This window comes from Xanthobacter agilis (assembly GCF_021730435.1).
GTDB lineage: Bacteria > Pseudomonadota > Alphaproteobacteria > Rhizobiales > Xanthobacteraceae > Xanthobacter > Xanthobacter agilis.
Genome location: NZ_JABWGX010000026.1, coordinates 17,234 through 42,309 on the forward strand (window position 1 = coordinate 17,234; position 25,076 = coordinate 42,309).

Sequence of the window (25,076 nt, forward strand, 5' to 3'; positions counted from 1 at the left end):
ATTTCAATTCTCCGCTTCTCTCGCCTCCGCTTGTCCCGCGTCAGCTTCTCCCGCCGCCCCGGTTCCCGTCTCCCGCTGTCCCTCCGCCTCCTTGTCCTGGGCGGGCCGGCGCGCGGCCGGGCGGGCGGCCTCCTCCGCGGAGGGTTTGGCCAACAGCACCTTGATGTGGTCGATAAGGGTGGAAATCACCCCGTCGCGCCGCAGCCGCTCCCCGGTCATGCGCCGCGCCAGGCGCTCCAGGTTTTCGCCCGGCCGCTTCTGCGCCAGCGCCGCCGCCTTGAACGCGCAGGGGATCGTCACCCTGTCACGGACCAGATCCGCGATATCGAGGATGAAGCTCTGCCCGGAATCCTCGTGGATAAAGCCGAGCTGGGGAATGGTGGCGGTGGCCGCCACCGCCACCGCCGCCGCGCCCTCCACCGCGCTCGCGGCATGGTTCAGCGCCTGGTTCGGCGCGTCGGCCGCCATCGGGTTCGCCCGGTCATAGCGCCGGCCGGCCCAGCGGATGCCCGCCCGCTCCGCCGCGATCCGGTAGGTCTCCTTCATGCGGGCGCCCTCGATGCCGCGCAGCACCGCGATGTCGCGATGGGGCAGCACCTCGCCCAGGCGTAGCGCATACATGCGGCGCGCCACCATCAGCCGGCCGCGCCCCTCGTCCGCCCAGAACCGGGCCTGGGCGCGCGCCAAATGGGAGAAGTCCGGCAGGAGCGGCTGGGCGGTGTAGAATCGCACGCCATCTTCGCCGATCGCCACCAGCCCCACCCCATGGCGCGCCAGCAGGCGCAGCGCGTCATGGCTGACGCTGGAGCCCGGTCCCAGCAGGATCAGCGAAACGGACTGGTGCGGCAAGCCGAAGCGACCCGCCGGCGTCGCGCCGCCGCCCGCGCACTCGAATGTCAGGCAGCCCTCTTCCACGGTCAGCCGTCCCCGGTCGAGGCTGACCAGACCGTGGCGGTCCGAATGGGGTAGCCGCGCTGTTTCCAGCCCCAGGCGTCCAGGCAGCATTCAGGCCTCCGGCGGTGAAAGCAGCAGCATGCCGTAGCCGAACGCCCGATGCCGGCCCACGCCTCGCGCCAGAAGGACGCCGAAGGCCTCCGCGTCCCGCACGCTCAGCGTGCCCACCAGCACGGCAGAATGCCCGCTGATGGCCACCAGCGGGCGGCCCCCGCCGGATCCCGGCGCGCCCCGGCGCAGCACCTTGTCGCCGGCGATGGCATCAAGCCGGATGGCCGCGACCTCGGCCCCCCCGGCGGCGAGGCGGGCTTGGGTCCAGTCCGCGAATACGTCGGCCGGATCGGGGCGCGGCCCCGCCCCCGCCCGGGCGCACGCCGCCACATAGGCATCGCGCTCGGCAACGCTGTCGCGTCCACCTGGGCCATCGGTGCGCACCACCGGGCGCACCCGCACCTCGAAGCCGAGCCGCCGCCCGGCGGCGAAGGCCGGCATCGGCTTTCCGGCCAGCGTGGCGATGTTGAGCGCCTGATGGGCCAGCGGATCGCAAAAGGCATCCGCATGGGCGGCGAGGGTGGCGCCATCATGGGCGCTATAGGCGAGAAGCTGCGGCGGCCGCCCGCGCCGGCCGAGCACGCGGAACGGCTTCGGCGCCAGATCGCGGCCGAAGGCGGCGGTCAGCAGGGCATGCCAGGCATAGCCCTCATCCTCCACGTCGCGATTGAGCAGGTGTTCCTGCCGAAACCAGGTCTGACACCGCAGCAGATCAGGATCGAACCGCAGGAGATGGAGGCTCATGACACGCCTCCGGTCGCGAGAGGCGTCCATCGCCCCCGGCGGAACACCCGCTCGCCGCCATGCACGCCGGAGCGGAAATTGCGCTGGTCGGTCACATGCAGCCGCTCCAGGTGATCGGGCAGACCGGGACGGTCCAGCATCACCAGGGGCGTGTCGTCGGCGCCCCCCGCCAGCGCCTCCACCACGCCCGGAGCCTCCACGACGGCCTCGAACACCGGGCGCGACGGCAGGCAGGGCTTGCGGCCCAGGAACAGCGGTCGGGCCGGCGCCGTCAGCGCCGCCGCAAGATCATCCAGCGTGGGCGGCTCCGCCGCCTCCCGCAGCATGAGCGCGACCCGCACGCTGGCATCGGCGCGATAGTCGCGCTCGCGGATGTGCGGGCTGTCGTAGGTCCCAGCCCCGCCGGCGCGGCCCTCGGGCACGCCGAAGGTGGTCCAGCCGGTGTCGCCGTGGCCGAGCGCGGCGGTCTGGAAATCCCGTACCGGCGTGCCCGGCCGGTCGAGGGCAACGGCGAAGTCCAGCCGGGCCTGGAGCCGGTCATGGGCGTCGCCCATGCCGCGGGTCCAGCCCAGCGCATTGGCGAGCAGGCCGGTGAGGAGGGAGGCGCCCGGCCAGTCGCGCACCGGGCCGCGCGCATCCACCATTTCCGCGCCGAAGGCCACCAGCGGCCCCTCCAGCACCAGGATCAGGCAACAGGGCATCAGCCGGCGTCCGCAATATCGGCCGCCACCGCCTGGGCCAGCGCGGCGAGCGTCAGCGACCCCTGCGCCGCCGGAACATCGAGGGGATCAAGGGCGGCGAGGCGGCGCGTCTCACCGGGGCCATACATGCCGTCGAGCTTCGCCAGATGGACGGCAAGCGCGGTTCCCGCCGCCGCCACGGTGGGCGCGACCGCGGTGCGGAACGCATTGGCGAGGCTGCGCGGCTGGCGCGCCCCGCTCTCCACCAGCACGAGATCGGCATAGGCATAGGGCGCGGTGGACCCCTTCTTGGCGCCGGGGGAAACGGTGGCGATCAGGTGAATAAGATGTTCCACCACCTTGGCGGCGAGCGGCGCGTCGGCGCCAAGATTGGCGATCAGTAATGGCACGTCCACCACCACATAGACGTAGAACAGGCCGGCATTGATCTCGGTATCGAAGATGCCGCCGGCGCCGGTGCCGGTCTCCAGATCGTCCACCACCGTGAAATAGTCGGTTTCCGCCTGCTCGCGATGCACCGTGAAGGCGTGCGCCACATGGATGGCGGCATCGGTGTTGGCATCGGGATCGGAGGTGATCATGCGGCCGAACAGGGCGGCCTCGAGCCCGGCGTTGAGCGGCCCCTTGGCCTTCAGCAACGCCGAGAGATTGGCCTTCTCCTCCTTCTTGAACAGCTTCTCGATGAAGGCGCCGGCCGCCTTGGCGTCCGGCTCGGCGGCGGCGTCCTTCGCCTTCGAGACAAGATAGGCGATCTCCGGCTCGCCGATCAGCAGGGCCTGACGGGTGGAGGGGTCCTTCACCGCATTCTTGCTGTAGAGCGCAACCGCGATGGCCTCCACGGCCGCCTTGCGGGTCTCCTCGGTGCCGATGCCGGCGAGCGCCGGCAGGATGCGTTCCTCCGGCAGACGGCGCGAGCGCACCGCCAGCTCCGGCCCGATCTTGTCGAGGCCGAAGGCGTCCTCAGCCGTACGCCAGTGGCGCTTGAGGCATTGGGAGGAAATGCGCGTGCGGACCCCGTCGCCGAACGGCAGGCGCTTGGCGAAGCCGGAATCGTCCCGGTTGAGCAGCGCGGCCGAATGGCTCACCAAAGCGTGGATCTGAATAAAGCGCGGGGTGGCCATCAATCGGTCTCCGGGTCGGGCATCACGGGGGTGGCGGAATCGGTTTCACCGCTTTGGCGGCCGGCCTTGTCGAGGGTGCGCCAATAGTCCCTGGCGATGGCGAGGCGAACCGCAATCTGGTGCGCGATGCGGTTGCAACTCAAGCGGCCATTGAGGAGCTGGCGGGGCATGATCCGGCCCTGTTCCGCGTCGACGGTCTCTCGACCCTCCACCATGGTCGCTTCAGCGCCGGCGACCGGCGGCTTCTCGACCGGGCCGTGGAGAACGCCATTGGGCGGGAGCGCCCGGACGGCCCCGTGATCCTCGTGGGCACACAGACGCTGGAGCAAAGCCTCGACATCGACGCCGACCTTCTGATCACCGATCTCGCGCCGATCGATGTTCTGCTCCAGCGCCTCGGCCGCCTCCATCGCCACGAGCGCTCCCGCCCCTCGCCCTTCACCGCCGCGCGGGCGATCGTGCTGGTTCCGGACAGCTTCGAGGCCTCGCTCGCGGCGGTGAGTAACGCAAACGGCCGGCAACGCGTGGGACCACACGGCCTCGGCGGCTTCGTCTATGAAAACCTGTTGTCCATTTGCCGCCACCCGCCGCCTGATCGGCGCGGGCGTGCACTGGAACATTCCGAGCGACAATCGCCGGCTGGTGGAAGAGGGCACCCATCCGGAGGCCCTGGCCGCGCTGCTCCACCAATTGTGCCGTGGCGCCCCCCGCTGGACCGCCGTGGAGGCCGGCGGCATCGGACGCCTTTTCGCCCGCAGGAGCGCCGCCGCCCTGGCCACCGTCGACTGGCGCAAGGCCGTGCATGACTTCAAGGTGGAGAGGGACGAGATCATCGGCACCCGGCTTGGCCTGTCCGACCGGGAAATCCACTTTGCCGCCCCGCTCCGCGGTCCCTTCCCGAGTGCGCGGGGCATCGACCGGCTGGTGCTGCCCAGCCACCTCATCGGCGCGGCCGTGCTTCTGGGTGTTTAGTCCCAGCATGTCATGGTTTGGCTTGCGAACGAAGAGTTCGGGCTTTTGTGCGGCGATCTGCCGGATGGCTTCGAACGGTGTTTTGAAGCGCAGCGCCTTGAGTTGCTTGGCGTAGTTGTCGGCCAGCAGCCAGTCGCGGACATGGCGTCTCAGGTCGGTCAACGATGCGTAAAGGAAGGCGCGGACGGTCGCTTCCTTGATGGTGCGCACCATGCGTTCGGCCTGCCCATTGGTCCAGGGATGGTAGGGCTTGGTCAGGCGATGTTCGATGCCTTGCTCGGCGCGGACTCGGGAAGGGGCCGTGGGAGCAAAGGGTAGGGCGCTTCCACGTTCTTGCCGCCTCAGAGCATGTCCCCACCTCCTGGGTAAGGTGTCTTCCGCCGGCGAATCGGGTCGCTCGAGAATAACCTACAGCTTGCAGCAGGTGCGGAAGGCACCTCAGTGGCGGCTGGCAATGAAGATGGGAGCATCCACCTCGCCCATCATCACCACCTCGTTTCCCATCTGTCGGGCATAAACCTACGCCATCATACTCTGGGACTAAACACCTAGAGACCCTCAAGGGCCTCCCCCAAACAAATTCAGCTTCAAATGCTGGGTAATCAGCCCGAACGATTCACGCTTGATCCAATCCACCAAAGGTCGCGACTAAAGACTTGGTGGAGATGCGGCGCGGCGCCCGCCCGAGATGTGCAGAGGAACCCTCGACGCGGCCGCCCGGCATTGCTATGAGCATGCAGCGCCCGCTTCGGCGGGCGCGCGCGGATGGCCCCGTCGCATTTTCCCCGATGAAGACGCTCCAGCGGGTCGCGGAAGGGTGGCCGAGTGGTTTAAGGCACCGGTCTTGAAAACCGGCGTGGGTTCAAACCCACCGTGGGTTCGAATCCCACCCCTTCCGCCATTTCAGTCCCAAAGTGGGCACGCCGATTCCCGCCGATTTCCCGCTAGAGACCGAAGTAAGGGCGCGCAGCAGTTCGCCCTTCGATCCCATGATGCGAACATGCCCTTCTCCGACTTCGACACGCTGGGCAAAAGCGCGCAGATGATCCCGCCGGTAGCCGCAGCCCTCCTGCCTGAGCCGACGCCGAGCGGTCGTGGCGAACTTTCGTAAAACGGCCGGCGTCACCGCCATGCTGCCGGAGCTTTCGAGCATGGCTTGTGCTCGCTCGGAATCGACTTGCGCTTGGTCGCGGAGCGCCCGGAGGGCGACGACGCGCTCCTTCAAGGCCGGATCGTCCAGATCGGCCACGCCCGCTTCGATGGCCTCGTAGAGGCGTTTCAGGCGAAGCTCGGTCTCGGCCGCGCGTCGGTTCAACTCGGCGATATGCTCCCTGCGCCGATCCGCCCGCTCCTCGCGTCGATCGAGGATCGAGGCCAGGATCTCCTCCAGCCGCTCGGGCTGGAGGAGCCGGTTCTCAATATGGTCGCAGACGATGGCGTCGAGCTGCGGCATCGGGATCGAGCGGCCGGAGCAGCCGGTCTCGCCCTGACGGGCCTTGATCGAGCAAGTATAGTAGCGATAGCGCCCGCCCTTGCCGGTGCGGAGTGTCATGGCTCCACCGCACTTCTCACAGAAGCAGATGCCTGTCAGCAGGGTCGGTCCGCTGACGACACGCGGCGGCGTGACCTTGGAGTTGCGGACCCGCAAATGCTCCTGCACGGCATCAAACGTCTCCTGATCGATCAAGCGCGGCACCGGGACGACGACGATTTCGCTGACCGGCTTCAGCACCTTGGACTTGGAGCGCTTGTTGAACTCGTGCTCGCCGATATAGGTGCGTCGGGTCAGGATGCGGTGAAGCTGGCCGATGCCCCAACGCCCGCCGTCACGGGTGAAGATGCGGTTGCGATTGAGGTGGTTGACGATCGCCTTGACGCCCATCGGGCCGGAACCGCCTTCCCCCTGAAGGGCGAGCCGGTAGATCAGCCGCACCGTGTCGGCGTGTAACGGGTCGATCTCCAGCTTCTTTTTGGTCTTGGTGCCGCGCTGCTCGGCCGCGATGATGCGATAGCCGATCGGCGGCAGAGCGCCGTTCCAGAAGCCCTGTCGGGCATTCTCTTTCAGGGCGCGCATGACGTGCTTGGCGTTCTCCTTCGACTGATACTCGTCGAACAGCGCCATGATCTGGCGCATCATGACGTGCATCGGATCGTCGCCGATCTCCTGCGTGATCGAGACCAGCTTGACGCCGTTCTTCGCCAGCTTGCGGACGTAGAACTCCAGCTCGAAATGATCGCGAAAAAAGCGCGAGAAGCTATGGACCACGACGACATCGAAGGGAGCAGGCTTGGAAGTGCCGGCTTCGATCATCTGCTGGAAGGCCGGGCGGCGATCGTTGGTCGCGGTCGCGCCCGGCTCGACGAAGGTTTCAACGAGTTGGTATCCGCGCGAGATACAATAGGTTTCGCCCTGCCTCTTCTGGTCGGGAATCGACACGTCATGCTCGGCCTGCCGCGCGGTGGAAACGCGCAGGTAAAGGGCGGCACGGGTGGCGACCAATGGAGATTCTTTATTCATCGGCGGTCTCCTTCGGGCGTGAGGCTTTACGCCGTGGATTGGCAAGCGCCAGTTCCAGCACGACGCGATCATGGACGAGCTTGGGGGCGAGTTTCTTGCCGCTGCGCTCCATGCGGATGAGGCCGTAACCGACCATCGCTTTGAGCGTGCGTGAGAGGTTGGATTTCGCGCGGCCGGTCAGTTCCGCCAGCGCATCGAGCGATTCCGGCTCCTGTTCCGCGATCAGGCGCAACATTTCGCGGTTGGGTGCCGACAAGACCTTGGAGAAGGATTCCGTCGATATGAACCAGACTTTGGGATCGTCGGGCGACGGCTGTTCCTCCCCGCGCGCGATGCGCAGCGTGAGGGCCTTCATTTCCTCTGTATCGGCAATGCCGATCTTCAGCGTGGTCATGGCGCGCAGCCTCCGTAGGGGCACTCGCCGACCGACAAAGGACATCAGGCGGCGAAGCTGATATTCGCCAATATAGTTATCATAGTAATATAACTATTTCAAGGAAATTCGCTCTGCGCGATCGAACCGGATCAGCCGGGCTTGCCGAACAGTTCGTCAATAATGTCGCCGAACCACGCCTCGAACAGGTCGATTTCGACTTCGGTTACGGGCACGCGCTCGGGCCAATCGTCGGAGACGGTCCAGTGATCGAGCGAGGGCTCCGTGCCACGTCCTTTCGCGACCGGCGCTTCGGGAGATGTCGGCATATCCTCATCGATATAGTCGTAGAGGTCGCCGGGCAGGCTGCCGGAGGCGGCACGAGACCGACGCCGGGTCTTGGTGGCTTGGCGTCGAGACATGAACTCACCGTCCGGTTGGATATGCAGTCCTGGGTTCCCCGATCGGAATACGCGGCACTGCGCCGCCCCATCATCCTGCGGGGTTTGGCGACCGCGTGAAGTCGAGATTGTGCGATACCTTGATCGCGTCATGCGATAGGAATGCCGGACGATGGCGTCCCACGCCGCGCCTTGGCGAAGCCTCGATCGGTGGCGATGAAGCGTTCCAGCATGGGGATGATCAGGCGGACGGGATCGGACGGGGCGTGACCTGCCTCACGGCCGAGGATTTCGGCATAGGCGGTCAGGTCGCGGTGCAAGCTGGCGGGCAGCTCCAACGTGACCTTGATGGGCTTGTCGTCTGCGATCGGGCCGAGCTTCAGCTTGGTCATGGCGTCGCTCCATAGGGTTCAAGCACAAGGTCGCGGGTGACGATGACGCGGACGGGGAAGCCCGGCCGGATGGTCAGCGTCGGCGCGATCTGCAACTGGCGTTGGACGATCTGCTGTCCTGCCTGATTGATGGTGTCCTGCGCTCCGTCGCGGATCGCCCGCACCAGGCGATCATTGTCGTCGGTGGCGAGTTCCGTGCCGATGCCGAGCAGCGTCGAAAGCGCGGCGGCCTTGGCGAGATCCCACCAGTGGTAATCGACGCCATCCTCCAGTCCGGCAAAACCTTGCGCGTCCGCCCCCGGTTGGCGCTCCAGCACGATCGAGCGGCCGTTCGGGAAGATCAGGCGGTTCCAGACGAGCAGGATGCGGCGCTGGCCGAAGCCGACGCCGTTGTCATACTGACCGATGATACGGGTGCCCTGTGGGATCAGGAGGATGCGCCCGGTCGGGCTGTCGTAGATGTTCTCCGTCACCTGCGCGGTGATCTGGCCGGGAAGATCGGAACGGATGCCGGTGATGAGCGCGGCGGAAATCACCGCGCCGGCCTGAAGCACATTCGGCGAAGCGGGCGCGGCGACGCGATCGGATGAGACCGTGCGCCTGTCAGGCGTCTGGTTGAGGAAGGCAAGCTGGCGGTCCTGCGCCGAGGGCGTGGCCGGCTGCGGCGCAAGGCCAAGGCTGGCAAGGTTCGGTGCCGCTGCCGCGGCATCTGCCGTCACCGTTGCGGCAGGCGCGGCATTGCGGGTTTCCGTCGAGGCGAACAGCCGCGCGGTCCGCGCCGCCTCCAGTTCCTGCAAGCGGCGCTGCTCCTCGGCGCTGAGGCCGGGCTGTGCAGTAATCGCGGGCGGCGTGACGGGCTGTCCCCGGTTTTGCGCGTCAAGGATAGGTCGGCCGAGATCGCCGGGAAGCGGCGGGCCGAGCACCGGCCCGGTATAGTCGCGCGGCAGGCTGTTGAGGCCGTCGGGCGTCGCCCGGTTGTCGGTCGAAAGCAGTTCCTCGTTCTGGTGGCCGCCGTGCGAGGTCTGGAGCGCGTAGATCAACGCGCCTCCAACGCCGAGACTGGCGACAAGACCCAGACCGGCAAGCACCTTGCGCGACAGGCGGGTGACGCGCGGCGGCTCGGGACGCAGGCGCATGGGCGCAACCGGCTCGCCGGTCAGCGGCCGGGCATCATCGGAAGGTTCTGGCGCCTCGGGCTTGCGCCCTTCTTCCTTTTCGGGGTCGACCTCGCTCACGATGCGGGCCTCCCGTCCGTGCGGGAGATGCGGACCCGCTTCTGGTTGCGGTCGGCTCCGAAGCGCAGTTCGGCGGCGGCGAAGAGCCGGTCCACGACCATGTAGTTGCCGCGCACGCGATAGTTCACCAGTTCCGAGGTATTGCCCTCCGGCCCGACAACGAAGAGCGGTGGCATCTCGCCCTGGCCGATGCCACGGGGAAACTCGATGAAGACCTGCCTTCCGTCGTCGAAGGCACGCAGCGGCCGCCATGGCGCACGGTCGCCGGAAATCTCATAGCGGAAGTTGACGTTGGCGAGATCGACACCGCTGGCGATAGGCTGGACAGCCTGCGCCTCGGAGTTCTGCCTGCGGAGCGCGATGAGCTGGTCCTGCGGATACTGCCAGGACACCGACGCCATATAGGTGCGCTCGGTCGAGCGCAGTTCCATATGGTATGTGCGCAGATTGGTGTTGATGACGAGATTGGTCATCAGATCGGTGCGCGTCGGCTTGACGAGTATATGGACCTGACGGGTAGCGCCCGTGCCGCTTTCGGTATCGCCGATGATCCAGCGCACCGTGTCGCCGGCCGCGACCGGGCCGGAACCGACCAGCGTTTCGCCGGGCTGAAGTGCGATGTCGGTGATCTGCCCGACAGCGGTATAGACTTGATAGAGCGCCCCTTGCGTGAAGGGATAGACCTGCATGGAGTTGATGAAGCCGTCGCGGACGGGCTGCACGCGGGCCTGCGCGTTTGCCTGATTGACCCTGGCCGTGGGATCGACCGGCTCCGGCGTGCGGCGCGTGGTCTCGACGGGTTTCATCTGTCCGGGCAACGGCAACGGGCGCGGCAGCTCGACCACCGTGACCGGCGCAGGCGGATCGACCGTCTGCATGGTGGGCGCGGCATCGTCATAGGCGATCTCGGGCGGCGGGGTCGTCGTGGCGCAGCCGGCGAGCGCCGTGGTGCAGATGAGGAGAACCGGCAAAGCGGATTTACGGAAAGCCGGAAAGACGGGATTGCGTGCCGCCGGATGTCCGGCGGTCGGATAAGACGGCCGGATCATTGTCCAAGCTCCTTCGACCAGTTGATGGCGTTGACGTAGATGCCGAGCGGATTGGCCCGGAGTTTCTCCGGGTTGCGCGGGGTCTGCACGACGACGGTGAGAATGGCGGACCAGCGCTCGGTCGAGACGAGCGAGCCGTCCTGATAGCGCCGCTCGATCCAGGCGACGCGGAAGCTGTCGGGCGATGCGCGGATGACCGAGGAGACTTCGACCGCGATCTGTTGTTTGCCGACCTTCGTGAACGGGTCGTTGGCGCGAGCATAGTCGTTGAGCGCCAGAGCGCCGGCTTGCGTCGTAAACTCATAGGCGCGAAGCCAGTTCTGTCGCACGATGATGGCGTCGGCCGGGATCGCGCGGACCTGTTCGATGAACCGCGCCAGATGGAATGCGATCTGCGGATCGGTCGGCCGATAATCGGCGACGGCTGGGGCGACGGCCTGTGCCTGGCCGAGCTTGTCGACCTGCACGACCCACGGGACGATCGACCCGCTGGTCGATTGCCAGACCAGCGCGGCGGACAGTCCCGCCGACAGCGCGAGCGAGCCGAAGGCCATGAAGCGCCAGTTCCGGGCCTGCACGCGGGCGGAACCGATGCGGTCGTCCCAGACCTGCGCCGCTCGTTGATAGGGCGTCTCGGGCTGAGGGGATTTGCCGTAATGGGTGGCGGGTCTTTTGAACATCAACGGTCACTTTCAGAGAGATTGATGGAGGAGCCGCCGCCGTGGCTGTCGCCGCTGCGCACGGAATGGGCGGCGGCCTGAACGCCGTGCGAGAATTGCTGCGAGCGCTTCATGCGCTTGGCCCAGGCGGGCGGGCCGTCAGCGGCGGCGGACGAGGAGGAAGCGGCAGGCGTCGCCCCGCTATCGGCTGCTTCACCGCCGATGGTGCCGGCGGTAGACGAACCGCCCGTCACCTCGAACGCACCGCGAGCGCCAGCCTGATAGCTCTGCTTCATGCTGTCGGCGGCTTTCGACGCTGCGCGCTTCAAGGGGGAGACGGCAGCTTGCGTGCCGGCGCTGGCGACATTGCCGAGACCGGAGCCGACGGCGGATGCGCCGGTCTGGCCAGCAGCGCCGAGGCTGTAGGCGGTGGAGGCGCCCCCCGCGAGCGCCGCGCCGCCACGGGCGGCAGCGGCAGCCCCTCCGGCAAGCGCACCAGCTCCGCCAGCGGCAGCGCCAAGCGCAGCGCCGCCAGCCATGACCATGCCGCCTGCGGCGAGGCCCGTTCCAACCGCTGCTCCCGCGCCGAGCTGCGGGCCGCCGGAGACAAGACCGTTGGCGATGCCGGGACCGAAGATGCCCAGGCCCAGCAGTGACAGCGCGGCGAGCACGATCGCCATGGCGTCGTCGATCGTCGGTGTCGCGCCGCCGAAACCAGCGGTGAACTCGGAAAACAGCGTCGAGCCGATGCCTATGATGACGGCCAGAACCAGAACCTTGATGCCCGATGAGATGACGTTGCCGAGCACCCGTTCCGCCATGAAAGCGGATTTGCCGAACAGGCCGAAAGGGATCAGCACGAAACCGGCGAGCGTCGTCAGCTTGAACTCGATGAGGGTGACGAAGAGCTGGACGGCAAGAATGAAGAAGGCGAGCAGGATCAGCGCCCAGGCGAACAGCAGGCAAGCGATCTGGATGAAATTCTCGAAGAAGGAGACCCAGCCCATCAGGTCGGAGATTGAATCGAGCAGTGGCCGCCCGGCGTCGAGGCCGGTCTGCGCCACCTTGCCGGGACGAAGCAGATCGGTGACGGAAAAGCCGGTGCCGGACGCCTTCAAGCCGAGACCGGCGAAGCTCTCGAAGACGATGCGGGCGAGATTGTTCCAGTTGCCGATGATGTAGGCGAAGACGCCGACGAACAGCGTCTTCTTGACCAACCGGGCGATGATGTCGTCATCGGCGCCCCACGACCAGAACAGCGCCGCCAGCACTACGTCGATGACGATCAGCGTCGTGGCGATGAAGGCGACCTCGCCCGACAGCAAGCCGAAGCCACCGTCGATATATTTGGTGAAGACTTCGAGGAAATGGTCAATGACGCCGGTGCCACCCATGTCAGCGCGCTCCCTCATCAGGAGAAACGGGCGGTCTTGCAGGCTCGGGCTGTGTGACCGGCTGCATTTCCTTGACAATCGGATCTTCGGTCGGAGCCGATGGCCACAATGTCGTCGGGGCCTCCGGCGTATTCGGCGCCGGTACGCCCTGCTTCAGGAAGCGGTCGCGGTTCTCGGCCCATACGTTGAGGCAGGCGGGATCGCGCGTAGCGGCCTCGCCCATGTCCCGGCACTGGCGGAGCCGCTGACGCAGTTCGCCGGTATCGCTGCGTTCGCGAGCGAGCGGACGCACCTCGGCCGGTTCCGGCTGGCGCGTGAACTCGATCACGGTGGCGGTGATGGCGACGCCGACGAAGACGACGGCGCCGATCCGGGCAAGCATCTTACCGTCCATCGGCGTCGCTCCCCTCAATTGCCGCCGTTCGGGAACATCCGGGCATTGCCCGGCTGATAGCCCGCGCCCGGCGTCAGGAAGCGGCGGCGCTGCTCGCGGCCCTGTTCGGCCGCCGCCGCCCTTTCCGCATCGGTCAGCGCCTGCGCCCGGCCGTTGGCGGCGACGACGGCGGTGAGATCGGCAAGTTGCTGGGCCTGGAGCGCGAGAAGCTGGTTGCCGGCCTGTGTCGCCTGAAGAGCGCCGGTCGCGCCCTGGCTCGCACCCACCAGCCGCGACATCTCCGTGCGGTTGGTGTCGATATTGCCGACGACGGTAGCCTGCACCTTCATCGCATCCTGAAGGCTGCCGACCGTGTTCTGCCAGCGAGAGCGGGCATCGGAGACAAGCTGCTGATCCGACGCGGAAAGCGAAACGCTCCCATATTTCTGCTGGAATATCTGGTCGATCTTCTGAACGTCGTAGGCGATGTTCTGCGCCTGATTGAGCAATTGCTGGGTGCGCTGGACCGACTGCTGAATCTGCTGGAGCGACGAGATCGGCAGGTTCGCCAGATTGCGGGCCTGATTGATCAGCATCTGCGCTTCGTTCTGAAGCGAGGTGATCTGGTTGGTGATCTGTTGAAGGCTCCGGGCGGCCGTCAGCACATTCTGCACATAGTTCGTGGGGTCATAGACGATCCATTGCGCCTGTGCGGGCGCGGTCAGCATCGGAGCGAGCGCGACGGGGGTGATGAGCAGCGCGGCAGCAATCCGGCCGCCAAGGGAACGGCGCAGTTTCATGGCAGTTTCTCCAGGTTGGTGAGGTCGGGGATGAGGTCGGCGGCCCAATCGACGCCGCGATGGCGCAGCCAGGCGTCGAGGAAGCGTTCCGGGCCGTGTTCGGCGAGGAGTTGGGCGATGACGGTCTGATCGGATTTGCCGGACGCGGCGCAGAGCGACAGCGCCACTTCGCTGAGACCGAGATCGAACAGGCGATTGCCGCGCCGGGACTGGCAGTAGTAGTCGCGCTTGGGCATGGCCCGTGCGAGGATTTCGATCTGACGATCGTTGAGGCCGAAGCGGCGATAGATGGTGGTGATCTGCGGCTCGATCGCGCGTTCGTTCGGCAGCAGAAGCCGGGTGTGGCAGCTTTCGATGATCGCAGCCGCAATCACGCTGCCATCGATGTCGCTGAGGGATTGCGTGGCGAAGATGACGGATGCGTTCTTCTTGCGCAGCGTCTTCAGCCATTCGCGGAGCTGGCTGGCGAAGCCCTCGTCGTCGAGCGCCAGCCAGCCTTCATCGACGATGATGAGGGTTGGTGAACCGTCGAGCCGGTCTTCGATGCGATGGAAGAGATAGGCGAGCACGGCGGGGGCGGCGTCTGTGCCGATCAGCCCTTCTGTCTCGAACGCCTGAACGGTCGCGGTGCCGAGATGTTCGTTCTCGGCGTCAAGCAACCGGCCCCATGCGCCGCCAACGCAATATGGCCGGAGCGCCTGCTTCAGGTCGTTCGACTGGAGCAGCACACATAGGCCAGTGATAGTTCGTTCTTCGACGGGCGCGGAGGCCAGCGATGTCAGCGCCGTCCAGATGTGCTCCTTCACCTCCGGCGTGATGGTGACGCCTTCGCGCAGGAGAATGGCGACGATCCAGTCACCCGCCCACGCGCGTTCGCTCGTCTCCTCAATGCGGGCGAGCGGCTGGAGGCTGACGGACGTGTCGGAGCCGTCCGTCAGCCCTCCGCCGAGATCGTGCCAGTTGCCCCGCATGGCGAGTGCTGCGGCGCGGATCGAGCCGCCGAAGTCGAAGGCGAAGACCTGGGCGCCTCTGTAGCGACGGAACTGAAGCGCCATGAGCGCCAGCAGCACCGACTTGCCCGCGCCGGTCGGGCCGACGACAAGCGTATGGCCGACATCGCCGACGTGAAGGGAAAACCGGAACGGGGTCGAGCCTTCGGTCTTGCCGAAGAGCAGTGGGGGCGCTGCAAAATGCTCGTCCCGTTCCGGCCCCGCCCACACCGCCGAAAGCGGAATCATGTGGGCGAGATTGAGCGTGGAGATCGGCGGCTGCCGGACGTTGGCATAGACATGCCCCGGCAACGATCCGAGCCAGGCATCCACGGCGTTGATCGTCTCTGCCATCGCCGTGAAGTCGCGGCCCTGAATGACCTTCTCCACAAGGCGGAGTTTCTCGTCGGCGATGCGCGGATCGGCGTCCCACACCGTCACGGTGGCGGTGACATAGGCGATGCCCGCATAATCCGCGCCGAGTTCCTGAAGCGCGAGATCGGCATCCGCTGCCTTGTTCGACGCATCCGTGTCCACCAGCGCGGATTGCTCGTTGGTCATCACCTCCTTGAGGATCGCGGCGATGGACTTGCGCTTGGCGAACCATTGCCGCCGGATCTTCGTCAGCAGCTTGGTCGCGTCGGTCTTGTCGAGCAGGATGGCGCGGGTGGCCCAACGGTACGGAAAGGCGAGCCGGTTCAGTTCGTCGAGCAGGCCCGGTGTTGTCGCGGTCGGAAATCCGGTGATGGTCAGCACGCGCAGATGCTGATCGCCTAGGCGCGGCTCCAGCCCGCCGGTCAGCGGCTGATCGGCGAGCAGCGCATCGAGATAGATCGGGGTTTCGGGGACGCGGACACGGTGCCGGTGCGTTGACACGCAGCCATGCAGATAGGTCAGCGTCTCGCCGTCATCGAGCCAGCGGCATTCCGGCATGAAGGTTTCGATCAGGCGGAGCAGCCGGTCGGTTCGGTCGGCGAAGGCGTTGCACACCTCGTTCGGATCGATGCCGGCCTTCTCGCGTCCCTCGTAGAGCCAGGTTTCCGCACGGGCGGCGTCTTCAGCAGGCGGCAGATAGGTGAAGGTCAGGAAGTAGCTGGACTCGAAATGCGCGCCCGCTTCCTCGAAATCGGCCTTGCGCTCGGCATCGACCAATGCGGACGCCGCATCGGGAAACGTGCTGGCGGGGTAGATCGCGGCTGGATGGCGCTGCGCTTCCACAAAGATCGCCCAACCGGAGCCAAGGCGGCGGAAGGCGTTGTTGAGGCGACCGGCGACGGCGACCAGTTCGGCGGGCACGGCCGAATCCAGATCGGGACCGCGAAACCGTGCCGAGCGCTGGAAACTGCCGTCCTTGTTGAGCACGGTGCCGGAGCCGACAAGCGCGGCCCAGGGCAGGAAGTCGGCAAGACGGCTGTTGCGATTGCGGTATTCAGCGAGGTTCATCATGGATACGCCCCCCCTCAAACCGTGAGATGCGCGGGGATGCGCAGATGGCGGCGGCCGACTTCGACGAAGAGCGGATCGCGCTTCGCCGCCCATACCGCCGCGAAATGACCGATCGCCCAGATGGCGAGACCGACCAGCCAGAGGCGCAGGCCGAGGCCAACCGCGCCTGCCAGCGTGCCGTTCATGATGGCGATGGCGCGCGGAGCGCCGCCGAGCAGGATCGGCTCGGTCAGTGCCCGGTGGACCGGCACGGTGAAGCCAGGAACCTCGCCCCCCTGTTCGATGACGCCCGCCATCAGACCAGCGCTCCGCCGCCGAACGAGAAGAAGGACAGGAAGAAGCTCGACGCGGCGAAGGCGATCGACAGGCCGAAGACGATCTGGATCAGACGGCGGAAGCCGCCCGACGTATCGCCGAAGGCCAGTGCGAGACCCGTGGTGATGATGACGATCACGGCGATGATCTTGGCGACCGGGCCTTCGATCGACTGGAGGATGGATTGCAGCGGCGCTTCCCACGGCATGGACGAGCCGGAGGCATGGGCGGGCGCGGCCATCAACAGGCTCACCATGGCGACGGATGCTGTCGTGGCGAGGTGATGGTGCATTTGGGACGGACGCACGGCGCGCAGATGTTGGATCATGGATGGTCTCCTTCGGAGCTGGGATTGAGGGCATGGCTGAGAGAGGTCGCACCGCCGTCGCCCTCGATGACGGCGGGCACGACGCGGTAGTCGCCGTCCGGGCCAAGGCCCTCGACACGGGCGAGTTCGGTGAGCCGGCGCGCGGAGCCGCGTCCGGTGAGGACGGCAACGAGGTCGATCGTTTCGGCAATCAGCGCGCGCGGAACGGTGACGACGGCTTCCTGAATGAGCTGTTCCATCCGGCGCAGCGCGCCTATGGCGCTGCCGGCGTGGATGGTGCCGACGCCGCCGGGATGGCCCGTGCCCCATGCCTTCAAGAGGTCCAGCGCCTCCGGGCCGCGAACCTCTCCGACCGGGATGCGGTCGGGGCGCAGGCGGAGCGATGAACGGACGAGATCCGACAGGGACGCCACGCCATCCTTCGTCCGCATGGCGACGAGGTTGGGTGCTGCGCATTGCAGTTCGCGCGTGTCCTCGATGATGACGACGCGATCGGAGGTTTTCGCCACCTCGGCCAGGAGCGCGTTGGTCAGTGTGGTCTTGCCGGTGGAGGTGCCGCCCGCCACGAGGATGTTGGCGCGGGACACAACGCCCTCGCGCAACGCCTCGGCCTGACTATCCGTCATGATCCCGGCGCGCACGTAGTCGTCGAGCGTGAACACGGCGACGGCGGGTTTGCGGATGGCGAAGGCCGGGGCCGCGACCACGGGCGGCAGCAGGCCCTCGAACCTCTCCCCTGTCTCCGGCAGTTCGGCCGAGACGCGCGGGCTGCCTGCATGAACCTCGGCGCCGACATGATGGGCGACCAGGCGCACGATGCGTTCGCCATCGGCGGGCGACAGTCGCTCGCCGGTATCGAACAATCCTTCGGAGAGCCGGTCGATCCAGATGCGGCCATCCGGGTTCAGCATCACCTCGACCACCGCGGCGTCTTCGAGAAACCGTGCGATGGCCGGGCCGAGCGCGGTGCGCAGCATCCGTGCGCCCCGCGCCAAGCCTTCCGAATGGTGATGTGAAGCGGCCATCTGATCCCCGTGTCCGCCGGGGAGACATCAGACGGTCCCCGGACGGGGATGATTAAAAGAGCCGGAAATTAGGCTGTTTCAACAAGTATCTAACACCCGGCGGCCATAGCGAAGAAACGGCGGCAATCGGCGGGATTGAATATACACACCGTAAGACGTCGCAGCAGATTTCAGGCCGTGATTATCTGAATGGTGGCTTGGAGAATCACGTCAACGGTACGCCGCGATCGCGATTATCTCAGCAATTTTCGTGGCCTTGGTTGGCTCTGCGCGCACACCGGCAAATGCGAATTCAAAAACTGAATGATCCTTCATATATTGGGTTTGTGTAGGTTGCCAAGGTCGCCTGTCGCGATACCAACCCACATTCTAAGTAACTGAAAATCAAGGAATACCAATGACCCAACATCAGGTAGCACTAGCGATTGCGCAGGAGTTTTTTGCTGGCTTTGAAGCACGCAACCCCGAGGCCGTCGGAAATACGCTTACCGATGACGCAAGTATCATCATCAAACTCGATCTCGCGGGCACACCCAACCCGTGGTATGCGTTTGAAGGTAAGGATCATGTACTCGCCTATATCGCGTCAGTCGCTGCGAAATTCGACCGAGTTGAATTTCTGGATAAGGAATGGACGGTCGCCAACGACGGCACCGCCGTCTTCCTCCAGACGAACGGCGATATTCTTTCGACTGCTGAAAATCTGGACTACAAAAACGTCTATGTCTTCAAGGTCGAACTGGTAGACGGAAAGGTAAAGCGTGTTCTCGAATACGCCAATCCTGTTACTTACGCCAATCTCGGAATCACGAATTCAGAGGCGGAAGATGCCGCTCAGGCGGGCTAGGCTTGACGTCTTTCGGCAGGGCAACACGCTCTACCGACATCACTGCACCGACGGCAGCAGTTCTGCCGTCGGCATTCTACTCTATCCATTTGAAAATCCAACAACTTAGTCTGGCTCCGTCACAGATCTGTGCGCTGCATCTGCGTCGCGCGAAAGTTCTTTCAGGAACCTGTCGCCCGTTGCCAGCCGCCGCCCAAGAGATTGCATAAAGCCCTCAAACCGCTCCGCACCCTTCGCCCGCGACGACGCCTGCGCGGTCTCGGACAACGGCGGCGTGACGGTCAGCCAGAATCGGATAAACAACGACAGCGTTTCGCCGAGGATTGCGAGATCCTCGTCCAGCCCATCGACCTGTCGGCCGAGCTTGTCCATGCGGCGGGCGAACACCGCCTCCAGGCGCTCGGAGGCATCGGCCGACAGGAAGGACGCCACGGCCGCCTCGATCACGGCGGACTTGGAAACATTGCGTCGGAGCGCCAGCGCCTCGACCTTTTTCAGAAGATCGGGCTCGAAATAGACGTTCATGCGAGTTTTGGTCTGCATGCTGCGGCTCCTTACAATTCAATGCCATCGGCAGGGTCCATCGACGCCTGCCGGGCGACCGATGTGACCTGCTGGCGGAGGCTTCGCGCCTTGGCGGCATCCACGTCCGGTTCATCGTCGAGCATGTCGAACTCCCCGATTGGCGGGTGATCCGGCAGCGCGATCTCCTCGTGCTCGGGCAATTCCGGCTCGCGGCGGATACCGGCATTGGCCGGATCGGTGCCGCTGCCATCGGCATTCCTCTGCGGCGCCCCCGCTGACGCGGCCGGAATCGCCAGCGCCGACCAATCATCGGCTGGTGGCTTTGCCGGGCCTTTTCCGGTTTGCGGTTTGGGCGGGGGCAGCAGGCGCTCGCGAAAGCGCGCGTCCTCGTAATAGCGCGCCTTCTTGGCTCGGATGGGTGGCACGCCCGCGACCAGCAGCAATTCGTCGGCGGGTGGGAGCTGCATCACCTCGCCGGGGGTGAGCAGCGGCCGTGCCGTCTCCTGCCGCGACACCATGAGGTGGCCGAGCCAGGGTGACAGCCGGTGCCCGGCATAGTTGGTGGAATCGCGCATCTCGGTCGCTGTGCCGAGCGCATCCGATACCCGCTTGGCGGTGCGCTCGTCATTGGTTGCGAAGGCGACGCGCACATGGCAATTGTCGAGCACGCTATTGTTCGCGCCATAGGCTTTCTCGATCTGGTTGAGGCTCTGCGCGATCAGGAAGGATTTGATGCCGTAGCCCGCCATGAAGGCCAAAGCCGACTCGAAGAAGTCGAGCCGGCCGAGCGCTGGAAACTCGTCCAGCATCAGCAGGAGTCGGTGACGGTTGGCCGACGTCTTCAGGTCTTCGGTCAACCGCCGCCCGACCTGATTGAGCAGCAGGCGGATCAGCGGTTTGGTGCGGTTGATGTCGGAGGGAGGCACGACAAGGTAGAGGCTGACGGGCTTCTCGCCCGCCACCAGATCGGCGATGCGCCAGTCGCACCGCGACGTCACCTTCGCCACCACGGGATCGCGATAGAGACCGAGGAACGACATGGCGGTGGAGAGAACGCCCGACCGCTCGTTGTCGCTCTTGTTCAGAAGCTCGCGGGCCGATGACGCGATGACGGGATGAACGCCAGCCTCGCCCAGATGCGGTGTGTTCATCATGGCGCGCAACGTCGCCTCGACGGGGCGTTTCGGATCGGAGAGAAAATTGGCGACGCCGGCGAGCGTCTTGTCGGCTTCCGCATAGAGAACGTGCAGGATCGCGCCGACCAGCAGCGAATGGCTGGTCTTTTCCCAATGGTTGCGCTTGTCGAGCGCGCCTTCGGGATCGACGAGGATGTCTGCGATGTTCTGCACGTCGCGGACTTCCTTGTCGCCGCGCCGCACCTCCAGCAGTGGATTATAGGCCGATGACGTGGGATCGGTCGGATCAAACAGCAGCACGCGACCGTGCCGCGACCGGAAGCCGGCGGTTAGGCCCCAATTCTCACCCTTGATGTCATGAATGATCGTGCTGCCCGGCCAGGTCAGCAGCGTCGGCACGACGAGGCCGACGCCCTTGCCCGATCTGGTCGGGGCGAAGCACAGCACATGCTCGGGACCGTCATGACGGAGATAGTCGCGCTCAAGCCGGCCGAGCAGGACGCCATCGGGACCGAGCAGACCGGCGACCTTGATTTCCTCCGGTTCGGCCCAACGCGCCGATCCATAGGTGGCGACGTTCTTCGCCTGCCGCGCCCGAACGACGGACAGGCCGATCGCGACGGCGATGGCGATGAAGCCGCCCGAAGCCGCGATGATCGCCCCTTCCACGAAGACCTTTGGCGCATAGGCATCGTAGAAATACCACCACCAGAAGAAGGCGGGCGGATAGTAGATCGGCCAGCCCGCCACCATGAACCATGGCTCGCCGAGCTGCGCCTGAAAGCCGAGTTGCCACGCTGTCCACTGCGTCGCCGCCCATGTCGTCAATAAAACGATGATGGAAACAAGGGCGATCTGCCCCCAAAGAATCTGGCCTCCGCGCATACAGGCTCCGATTGGCAAAAAAGACGGAGCCGATCAGAGAATAGCCCTTCCGGCCAGAAGCAACAGAAAATCCGATGCGTCGGGGTTTCGGATACCATGGCGAAGAAAAAGGATGGTCAGTGCCGAACCGGGCGAGCTTCAGCCGCCGCCTGTTCCAATATCTTGCGATAGCCGACCTTCGTCATCCAGCGCGCGCGGGCAAGATGGCTTTCCCAGCATCTGCGTGTGCGTTCGGCGTCCGTGACCGGATCGCGGTGCAGCACGATCCGCGCCACCTCCGTCCAGTCGGCCCCGTCGGTCTCTGCATCAAGCAGACGCATGTACGTGACGAAATGTGCCTCGTCATAGATCGTGATCTCTGGCGCAGCCGGAGCCAGGTCATCGACATCGGGATCAAGCTCGGGGCGCACTCGCATCGCACGGCCCTCCCTCGGATGTAGCGCCATATAGAATCCCGAAATGGGATAATCCTGAATCAGGATTAGCGGAAAGGCTCCCCTTTTTCAACGGAGAGCCGTCCCGAATGCAGAAATCCTTGCGCACGCCCCGACAAATACTGCTGCAAACTCTTCTCGTCGAAGCGCGCAAGGCCAAGGGACTTACACAGGCCGAGTTGGCGGAAGCGCTGAACAAGCCGCAATCGTTCGTCGCCAAGTATGAGAACGGCGAGCGACGGATTGATGTCGTTGAGTTTGTCGACATTACAGCGGCCCTTGGCGTCTCCACCGCCGATCTCCTTGCCAGGATAGAACCTGTCGTGATGCGACCGCGACAGCCGGGCAATTGAATACCACAACGCCACACGAATCGGAATGATCGTTCCTGGAACGATCATTCCGATGCTGGTTCCTCTGCCGTCATGGATCTCAAGGAGGTCATGGCGGTTAACCTGCGTCGGATTCGCCATGATCGGGAAATGACGCAAGAGGAACTGGCCGACAACGCCAGCTTGAGCGCGCGCTATATCGGCGCGATCGAGCGCGCGGACGTGTCAGCGAGCGTCACAGTGTTGGGGCAGATTGCCGATGCGCTCGGGATCGAACCGGGCGAGCTATTGAAATCCTCAAGCGGCTCGGGCTGACGATTTCATCTGGATCGCGAGGTCGAGAAGGTTCTTGAGCGCGGGGCTGCCGTTGTGCGGCGACCAGACAGCGCTGAATCGGGCCGCTTCGGGCTCATCGCCGATCGGGCGAAACACCACGCCGGGGAACGTGACATGGCTCGCGGCCTCGGTCGTCAGGGTGATCCCGTCGCCCGTAGCGACCATGTGCATGAGCGTATCCCGGCCAACATCGCGACGATGGACCTGCGGAGAAGCTCCGCGCTCCGCGACGCGGCGCACCACATGGTCGAACACTTGCGGGCCGGAGGCTCCCGTGCGGACAAGGAATGTTTCCCGCACGAGGTCGCGCCACAGGACCGAAGGAGACAAGGCCAGCGGATGGGTGATTGGCAAGGCCGCGACGATGGGCTCCCGCCACAGTTCGCGGGAATGGCAATCTGGCGGCGGCGGCGTGTTGACGACGAAAGCCACGTCGAGCTTGCCATCCCGCACAAGGCCAATCGTTTCCGATGACCGCCCCTCAGCGATGATTTGCTCGATGCCGGGATAGGCGTTGCGATAGCGCTGACGCAATTCGGCGAGGAAACCAGCGGCGATCGATGTGTGGAGGCCGATGTGAAGCCGTCCCTCAGTGCCAGCCGCGAGAGCACCGACTGTTCGGACGACATGATCGAGATGCCCTATGCCGGCAGAAACTCCGGCGACAAACTGGCGTCCGGCCTCGGTGAGCCGGACGCCGCGATGCCGCCGTTCGAAAAGCTGGACGCCGAGCGTCTCTTCAAGAGCCTTAACGCGCGCGCTGATGCTTGACTGCGTGACGCCAAGGACGTTCGCCGCGTGACGGAAATTCAGATGTTCGGCGACAGCCAGGGTCTGGATCAACGACACCATTGGAATGCGGCCGGTCATCAGCAGCGACGTCGCTGACGATATCGTCTCTCCCTTGCTGTTCCGTCTTCTCATGCGCTACCCAAGCTCTCGGATACCGGCAGCGATCTCCTCGATGAAGTGTCGGCCGGCTTCGGTGAGACGGACGCCGCGCGGAGGCCGCTCACAGAGAAGAATTTCTAAGTCCTGCTCCAGCATCGTGATGCGGGTGCTGACGCTGGACCGGCTGACACCGAGCACATTGGCCGCGTGGCGGAAGTTTAAGTGCTCCGCCACAGCCAATGCCTGGATCAAGGATGCCAAAGGGATGCGCGAACCGAGAGGTGAGCGCATCCCATTCCCCCATGGAGGGTCAGTTTCTCTGACCCGATGAGAGGAAAGTCGGCGCATGTCCTGCAACCAATGGCTCACCAAGGCAGAGCCCTATCGGCGCTGAAATAGCCGCCGGTGGGGCCGGTATCTTCAAGAAGCGCTAGTTTGACGGGTGCGGCAGCACCCTGCTCGACGGCCTGAAACCCCTGATGCCCATTCAGGTCCGTCGCGGTGAATCCCGGATCGGCGGAATTGACCAGAATGCCTGATGGCTTGAGTTGTGCGGCCAACTGCACCGTCAGCATGTTCAGCGCCGCCTTGGAAGCATTGTAGCCGATCAGCTTGTGGGCCGCGAAGGGCCATGCGGGATCGCCGTTGTTCGTCAGGGAGCCCAATTCACTGGAGACGTTGACGATGCGGCCGGACGACGACTTCTTCAGGAGCGGCAGGAAGGCTTGCGTGACCGCGAGCGTGCCAAAGACATTGGTCTCGAACGTCGCGCGCACGGCCTCGACGCTCGCGATCTCCGGTGGGCCGTCCTCCTGGCGGGCAATCCCTGCATTGTTGACGAGAATGTCGAGTCCGCCGAATTTCTTCTCGAAATCGGCTGCTGTTTCAGCGAGGTCGACGGTATTGCCGAGGTCGATGCGAACGCTGTCCACATCGAGACCTTCCCCGCGCAGGGTCTGGGCGGCAGCCTCGCCCTTCTCTGGATCGCGGGCACCCAGGACGACCTGAACTCCTGCTTTGGCCAGTTGCCGGGAAATCTCAAAGCCGATGCCCTTGTTGGCGCCTGTGACGAGCGCGACTCGGCGGTGTGACGTGGATGTTTCGGGAGAAGTGGCCATGGTCTTTCCTTCTGTTGCGAAATCGACTATCCATTCAAAATATGAGGAAACCTTCAGATTTTGAATTCGCATATGTCCCTGCAACGTGAAGCCCCCGCAAGGCCCCGGAAAATACCAGTTCAGTCGCGCTCCGAAGCGACTGTGGACGCTATTTACGAGGGAGCCATTCAGGTTTTGGTGGAGGCCGGTCCACGGCATCTGACGACGACCAGAGTGGCCGAACGCGCCGGCGTGTCGGTCGGCACGCTTTATCAGTATTTTGCCAACATCGACGGCTTGATGGCGGCAATACTCGAACACCACCTCGGCAAGGTCATCGACACGGTTGTCGTCATCTGCGCTGAACAGCGCGGGCAGCCGCTTCACGCGATGGCTCAGGCGCTGACCGATGGGTTCATTGATGCCAAATCGGAGCGGCTGGACGTGACGAAGGCCCTATACGCGGTCGCTTATGACTTGAAGGGGCTCGAGCTGATCGAGCGAATGTCCGAGCGTTCCGTCAAAGCCATCCGGGACATGCTGACGACAGCGCCCGACATGGTGATCGACGTGCCAGATCAGGTCGCTGCCGTCATTCATGCGGCGATGGCCGGTGCGGTGCAGATCGTTCTGAGCAAAGCAACCAATTCGACGGACCTGCTCGAATTGCGCTATCATATGCGGCATCTTGTGATGGGTTATCTCGGCTCCCTCGTCACCGACTCGCGATAGCAATTATTTTTGATCGCGAAT

Annotated in this window: 30 protein-coding genes, 1 tRNA gene and 1 pseudogene; 7 read left to right on the forward strand and 25 right to left on the reverse strand. The window is 65.0% G+C overall.

The genetic code is table 11. The features are described 5' to 3' along the window. Positions 1–3: 3 nt before the first annotated feature. The 4 genes from cas1e to cas7e are packed head-to-tail and all read right to left on the reverse strand — an operon-like array spanning position 4 to position 3,571. Positions 4–1,005: a type I-E CRISPR-associated endonuclease Cas1e gene (gene cas1e / locus HUW53_RS17125; protein WP_237346975.1), complete on the reverse strand. Its 1,002-nt coding sequence runs from the start codon at positions 1,003–1,005 to the stop codon at positions 4–6. Next, positions 1,006–1,749 carry a type I-E CRISPR-associated protein Cas6/Cse3/CasE gene (locus tag HUW53_RS17130; RefSeq protein WP_237346976.1) on the reverse strand — a complete coding sequence of 248 codons (744 nt, stop codon included), beginning with the start codon at positions 1,747–1,749 and terminating at the stop codon, positions 1,006–1,008. Next, positions 1,746–2,450 (reverse strand): type I-E CRISPR-associated protein Cas5/CasD, encoded by a 705-nt coding sequence (gene cas5e, locus HUW53_RS17135; protein WP_237346977.1) that lies wholly within the window; start codon positions 2,448–2,450, stop codon positions 1,746–1,748. The genes HUW53_RS17130 and cas5e overlap by 4 nt, the downstream gene beginning before the upstream one ends. After that, the gene (gene cas7e, locus HUW53_RS17140; RefSeq protein ID WP_237346978.1) at positions 2,450–3,571 is read right to left on the reverse strand and encodes a type I-E CRISPR-associated protein Cas7/Cse4/CasC; all 1,122 of its coding nucleotides are present in this window, start codon (positions 3,569–3,571) and stop codon (positions 2,450–2,452) included. The genes cas5e and cas7e overlap by 1 nt, the downstream gene beginning before the upstream one ends. A gap of 119 nt (positions 3,572–3,690) precedes the next feature. Here cas7e and HUW53_RS22125 point away from each other — a divergent pair, with 119 nt between their 5' ends. Together HUW53_RS22125 and HUW53_RS22130 are read left to right on the forward strand one after the other, a co-directional pair. Next, on the forward strand, positions 3,691–4,377 hold the full coding sequence (locus tag HUW53_RS22125; protein ID WP_370877859.1) for a hypothetical protein: 687 nt from the start codon (positions 3,691–3,693) through the stop codon (positions 4,375–4,377). Continuing rightward, a complete protein-coding gene (locus HUW53_RS22130) occupies positions 4,370–4,543 on the forward strand; it encodes a hypothetical protein (RefSeq protein ID WP_370877858.1) in 174 nt (57 codons plus the stop codon). Before HUW53_RS22125 ends, HUW53_RS22130 begins: the two co-directional genes overlap by 8 nt. Here the strand turns inward: HUW53_RS22130 and HUW53_RS17155 are convergent. Continuing rightward, positions 4,538–4,834 (reverse strand): annotated as a pseudogene (locus HUW53_RS17155) (integrase core domain-containing protein); the annotation flags it as partial. The gene HUW53_RS22130 and the pseudogene HUW53_RS17155 sit on opposite strands and share 6 nt — an antisense overlap. 520 nt (positions 4,835–5,354) lie before the next feature. Here HUW53_RS17155 and HUW53_RS17160 point away from each other — a divergent pair. Continuing rightward, a tRNA-Ser gene (locus HUW53_RS17160) sits at positions 5,355–5,444 on the forward strand. Here HUW53_RS17160 and HUW53_RS17165 read toward each other — a convergent pair. From HUW53_RS17165 to trbB, 14 genes are all read right to left on the reverse strand, one after another. Continuing rightward, positions 5,406–7,061, reverse strand: a complete 1,656-nt coding sequence (locus HUW53_RS17165; RefSeq protein ID WP_237346981.1) for a recombinase family protein — start codon at positions 7,059–7,061, stop codon at positions 5,406–5,408. The genes HUW53_RS17160 and HUW53_RS17165 overlap by 39 nt on opposite strands. Beyond that, positions 7,054–7,455, reverse strand: coding sequence for an HVO_A0114 family putative DNA-binding protein (locus HUW53_RS17170; RefSeq protein ID WP_237346982.1), 402 nt, complete (start codon positions 7,453–7,455; stop codon positions 7,054–7,056). The genes HUW53_RS17165 and HUW53_RS17170 overlap by 8 nt, the downstream gene beginning before the upstream one ends. A gap of 131 nt (positions 7,456–7,586) precedes the next feature. Then, positions 7,587–7,856: a hypothetical protein gene (locus tag HUW53_RS17175; protein WP_237346983.1), complete on the reverse strand. Its 270-nt coding sequence runs from the start codon at positions 7,854–7,856 to the stop codon at positions 7,587–7,589. Between the two features lie 128 nt (positions 7,857–7,984). After that, on the reverse strand, positions 7,985–8,227 hold the full coding sequence (locus HUW53_RS17180; protein ID WP_237346984.1) for a DUF2274 domain-containing protein: 243 nt from the start codon (positions 8,225–8,227) through the stop codon (positions 7,985–7,987). Next, on the reverse strand, positions 8,224–9,462 hold the full coding sequence (locus tag HUW53_RS17185; RefSeq protein ID WP_237346985.1) for a TraB/TrbI/VirB10 family type IV secretion system protein: 1,239 nt from the start codon (positions 9,460–9,462) through the stop codon (positions 8,224–8,226). The genes HUW53_RS17180 and HUW53_RS17185 overlap by 4 nt, the downstream gene beginning before the upstream one ends. Then, complete coding sequence (gene trbG / locus HUW53_RS17190) at positions 9,459–10,511, reverse strand: P-type conjugative transfer protein TrbG (RefSeq protein WP_237346986.1); 1,053 nt, start codon at positions 10,509–10,511, stop codon at positions 9,459–9,461. The genes HUW53_RS17185 and trbG overlap by 4 nt, the downstream gene beginning before the upstream one ends. Beyond that, positions 10,508–11,191, reverse strand: coding sequence for a conjugal transfer protein TrbF (gene trbF, locus HUW53_RS17195; RefSeq protein ID WP_237346987.1), 684 nt, complete (start codon positions 11,189–11,191; stop codon positions 10,508–10,510). Before trbF ends, trbG begins: the two co-directional genes overlap by 4 nt. Next, positions 11,191–12,564: a P-type conjugative transfer protein TrbL gene (trbL, locus tag HUW53_RS17200; RefSeq protein WP_237346988.1), complete on the reverse strand. Its 1,374-nt coding sequence runs from the start codon at positions 12,562–12,564 to the stop codon at positions 11,191–11,193. Before trbL ends, trbF begins: the two co-directional genes overlap by 1 nt. Before the next feature lies 1 nt (position 12,565). Continuing rightward, on the reverse strand, positions 12,566–12,958 hold the full coding sequence (gene trbK-alt, locus HUW53_RS17205) for a putative entry exclusion protein TrbK-alt (protein ID WP_237346989.1): 393 nt from the start codon (positions 12,956–12,958) through the stop codon (positions 12,566–12,568). Between the two features lie 14 nt (positions 12,959–12,972). Beyond that, positions 12,973–13,737, reverse strand: coding sequence for a P-type conjugative transfer protein TrbJ (gene trbJ, locus HUW53_RS17210; RefSeq protein ID WP_237346990.1), 765 nt, complete (start codon positions 13,735–13,737; stop codon positions 12,973–12,975). Further along, complete coding sequence (gene trbE, locus HUW53_RS17215) at positions 13,734–16,172, reverse strand: conjugal transfer protein TrbE (RefSeq protein WP_237346991.1); 2,439 nt, start codon at positions 16,170–16,172, stop codon at positions 13,734–13,736. Before trbE ends, trbJ begins: the two co-directional genes overlap by 4 nt. A gap of 14 nt (positions 16,173–16,186) precedes the next feature. Next, positions 16,187–16,468, reverse strand: coding sequence for a VirB3 family type IV secretion system protein (locus HUW53_RS17220; protein ID WP_237346992.1), 282 nt, complete (start codon positions 16,466–16,468; stop codon positions 16,187–16,189). Next, entirely contained in the window at positions 16,468–16,815 is a 348-nt protein-coding gene (locus HUW53_RS17225) for a TrbC/VirB2 family type IV secretion system protein (protein ID WP_237346993.1), read from the reverse strand. The genes HUW53_RS17220 and HUW53_RS17225 overlap by 1 nt, the downstream gene beginning before the upstream one ends. Further along, complete coding sequence (gene trbB / locus HUW53_RS17230; protein ID WP_237346994.1) at positions 16,812–17,840, reverse strand: P-type conjugative transfer ATPase TrbB; 1,029 nt, start codon at positions 17,838–17,840, stop codon at positions 16,812–16,814. The genes HUW53_RS17225 and trbB overlap by 4 nt, the downstream gene beginning before the upstream one ends. A gap of 397 nt (positions 17,841–18,237) precedes the next feature. Here trbB and HUW53_RS17235 point away from each other — a divergent pair, with 397 nt between their 5' ends. Then, positions 18,238–18,687: a nuclear transport factor 2 family protein gene (locus HUW53_RS17235; RefSeq protein ID WP_237346995.1), complete on the forward strand. Its 450-nt coding sequence runs from the start codon at positions 18,238–18,240 to the stop codon at positions 18,685–18,687. 105 nt (positions 18,688–18,792) lie between these two features. Here HUW53_RS17235 and HUW53_RS17240 read toward each other — a convergent pair whose 3' ends face one another. The 3 genes from HUW53_RS17240 to HUW53_RS17250 all read right to left on the reverse strand — a co-directional run bounded on the left by HUW53_RS17240 (position 18,793) and on the right by HUW53_RS17250 (position 21,649). Beyond that, positions 18,793–19,230 (reverse strand): ribbon-helix-helix domain-containing protein, encoded by a 438-nt coding sequence (locus HUW53_RS17240; protein ID WP_237346996.1) that lies wholly within the window; start codon positions 19,228–19,230, stop codon positions 18,793–18,795. 11 nt (positions 19,231–19,241) lie between these two features. Further along, positions 19,242–21,233, reverse strand: coding sequence for a conjugal transfer protein TraG (locus HUW53_RS17245; RefSeq protein WP_237346997.1), 1,992 nt, complete (start codon positions 21,231–21,233; stop codon positions 19,242–19,244). Between the two features lie 116 nt (positions 21,234–21,349). Further along, positions 21,350–21,649, reverse strand: coding sequence for a DNA -binding domain-containing protein (locus tag HUW53_RS17250; protein ID WP_237346998.1), 300 nt, complete (start codon positions 21,647–21,649; stop codon positions 21,350–21,352). Between the two features lie 107 nt (positions 21,650–21,756). Here HUW53_RS17250 and HUW53_RS17255 point away from each other — a divergent pair, with 107 nt between their 5' ends. Both HUW53_RS17255 and HUW53_RS17260 read left to right on the forward strand, forming a co-directional pair. Beyond that, positions 21,757–22,020: a helix-turn-helix domain-containing protein gene (locus HUW53_RS17255; RefSeq protein WP_237346999.1), complete on the forward strand. Its 264-nt coding sequence runs from the start codon at positions 21,757–21,759 to the stop codon at positions 22,018–22,020. A 72-nt stretch (positions 22,021–22,092) separates the two neighbouring features. Continuing rightward, a complete protein-coding gene (locus tag HUW53_RS17260) occupies positions 22,093–22,314 on the forward strand; it encodes a helix-turn-helix domain-containing protein (RefSeq protein ID WP_237347000.1) in 222 nt (73 codons plus the stop codon). On the opposite strand, the gene HUW53_RS17265 is transcribed toward HUW53_RS17260, so the two are convergent. From HUW53_RS17265 to HUW53_RS17275, 3 genes are all read right to left on the reverse strand, one after another. Further along, on the reverse strand, positions 22,297–23,205 hold the full coding sequence (locus HUW53_RS17265) for a LysR family transcriptional regulator (RefSeq protein ID WP_237347001.1): 909 nt from the start codon (positions 23,203–23,205) through the stop codon (positions 22,297–22,299). The genes HUW53_RS17260 and HUW53_RS17265 overlap by 18 nt on opposite strands. 57 nt (positions 23,206–23,262) lie before the next feature. After that, positions 23,263–23,517 (reverse strand): helix-turn-helix domain-containing protein, encoded by a 255-nt coding sequence (locus HUW53_RS17270; protein WP_237347002.1) that lies wholly within the window; start codon positions 23,515–23,517, stop codon positions 23,263–23,265. Positions 23,518–23,591: 74 nt separating this feature from the next. After that, entirely contained in the window at positions 23,592–24,344 is a 753-nt protein-coding gene (locus HUW53_RS17275) for an SDR family oxidoreductase (RefSeq protein WP_237347003.1), read from the reverse strand. Between the two features lie 72 nt (positions 24,345–24,416). On the opposite strand from HUW53_RS17275, the gene HUW53_RS17280 reads away from it, so the two are divergent. Further along, positions 24,417–25,055, forward strand: a complete 639-nt coding sequence (locus tag HUW53_RS17280; RefSeq protein ID WP_237347004.1) for a TetR/AcrR family transcriptional regulator — start codon at positions 24,417–24,419, stop codon at positions 25,053–25,055. Positions 25,056–25,076 lie beyond the last annotated feature (21 nt).

Coding starts and splice junctions, on each gene's coding strand:
- cas1e (WP_237346975.1), bottom strand. CDS start 1,005: ATGCTGCCTGGACGCCTGGGGCTGGAAACAGCGCGGCTACCCCATTCG.
- HUW53_RS17130 (WP_237346976.1), bottom strand. CDS start 1,749: ATGAGCCTCCATCTCCTGCGGTTCGATCCTGATCTGCTGCGGTGTCAG.
- cas5e (WP_237346977.1), bottom strand. CDS start 2,450: ATGCCCTGTTGCCTGATCCTGGTGCTGGAGGGGCCGCTGGTGGCCTTC.
- cas7e (WP_237346978.1), bottom strand. CDS start 3,571: ATGGCCACCCCGCGCTTTATTCAGATCCACGCTTTGGTGAGCCATTCG.
- HUW53_RS17165 (WP_237346981.1), bottom strand. CDS start 7,061: ATGAATAAAGAATCTCCATTGGTCGCCACCCGTGCCGCCCTTTACCTG.
- HUW53_RS17170 (WP_237346982.1), bottom strand. CDS start 7,455: ATGACCACGCTGAAGATCGGCATTGCCGATACAGAGGAAATGAAGGCC.
- HUW53_RS17175 (WP_237346983.1), bottom strand. CDS start 7,856: ATGTCTCGACGCCAAGCCACCAAGACCCGGCGTCGGTCTCGTGCCGCC.
- HUW53_RS17180 (WP_237346984.1), bottom strand. CDS start 8,227: ATGACCAAGCTGAAGCTCGGCCCGATCGCAGACGACAAGCCCATCAAG.
- trbG (WP_237346986.1), bottom strand. CDS start 10,511: ATGATCCGGCCGTCTTATCCGACCGCCGGACATCCGGCGGCACGCAAT.
- trbF (WP_237346987.1), bottom strand. CDS start 11,191: ATGTTCAAAAGACCCGCCACCCATTACGGCAAATCCCCTCAGCCCGAG.
- trbL (WP_237346988.1), bottom strand. CDS start 12,564: ATGGGTGGCACCGGCGTCATTGACCATTTCCTCGAAGTCTTCACCAAA.
- trbK-alt (WP_237346989.1), bottom strand. CDS start 12,958: ATGGACGGTAAGATGCTTGCCCGGATCGGCGCCGTCGTCTTCGTCGGC.
- trbJ (WP_237346990.1), bottom strand. CDS start 13,737: ATGAAACTGCGCCGTTCCCTTGGCGGCCGGATTGCTGCCGCGCTGCTC.
- trbE (WP_237346991.1), bottom strand. CDS start 16,172: ATGATGAACCTCGCTGAATACCGCAATCGCAACAGCCGTCTTGCCGAC.
- HUW53_RS17220 (WP_237346992.1), bottom strand. CDS start 16,468: ATGGCGGGCGTCATCGAACAGGGGGGCGAGGTTCCTGGCTTCACCGTG.
- HUW53_RS17225 (WP_237346993.1), bottom strand. CDS start 16,815: ATGATCCAACATCTGCGCGCCGTGCGTCCGTCCCAAATGCACCATCAC.
- trbB (WP_237346994.1), bottom strand. CDS start 17,840: ATGGCCGCTTCACATCACCATTCGGAAGGCTTGGCGCGGGGCGCACGG.
- HUW53_RS17235 (WP_237346995.1), top strand. CDS start 18,238: ATGACCCAACATCAGGTAGCACTAGCGATTGCGCAGGAGTTTTTTGCT.
- HUW53_RS17240 (WP_237346996.1), bottom strand. CDS start 19,230: ATGCAGACCAAAACTCGCATGAACGTCTATTTCGAGCCCGATCTTCTG.
- HUW53_RS17245 (WP_237346997.1), bottom strand. CDS start 21,233: ATGCGCGGAGGCCAGATTCTTTGGGGGCAGATCGCCCTTGTTTCCATC.
- HUW53_RS17250 (WP_237346998.1), bottom strand. CDS start 21,649: ATGCGAGTGCGCCCCGAGCTTGATCCCGATGTCGATGACCTGGCTCCG.
- HUW53_RS17255 (WP_237346999.1), top strand. CDS start 21,757: ATGCAGAAATCCTTGCGCACGCCCCGACAAATACTGCTGCAAACTCTT.
- HUW53_RS17260 (WP_237347000.1), top strand. CDS start 22,093: ATGGATCTCAAGGAGGTCATGGCGGTTAACCTGCGTCGGATTCGCCAT.
- HUW53_RS17265 (WP_237347001.1), bottom strand. CDS start 23,205: ATGACCGGCCGCATTCCAATGGTGTCGTTGATCCAGACCCTGGCTGTC.
- HUW53_RS17270 (WP_237347002.1), bottom strand. CDS start 23,517: ATGCGCTCACCTCTCGGTTCGCGCATCCCTTTGGCATCCTTGATCCAG.
- HUW53_RS17275 (WP_237347003.1), bottom strand. CDS start 24,344: ATGGCCACTTCTCCCGAAACATCCACGTCACACCGCCGAGTCGCGCTC.
- HUW53_RS17280 (WP_237347004.1), top strand. CDS start 24,417: ATGTCCCTGCAACGTGAAGCCCCCGCAAGGCCCCGGAAAATACCAGTT.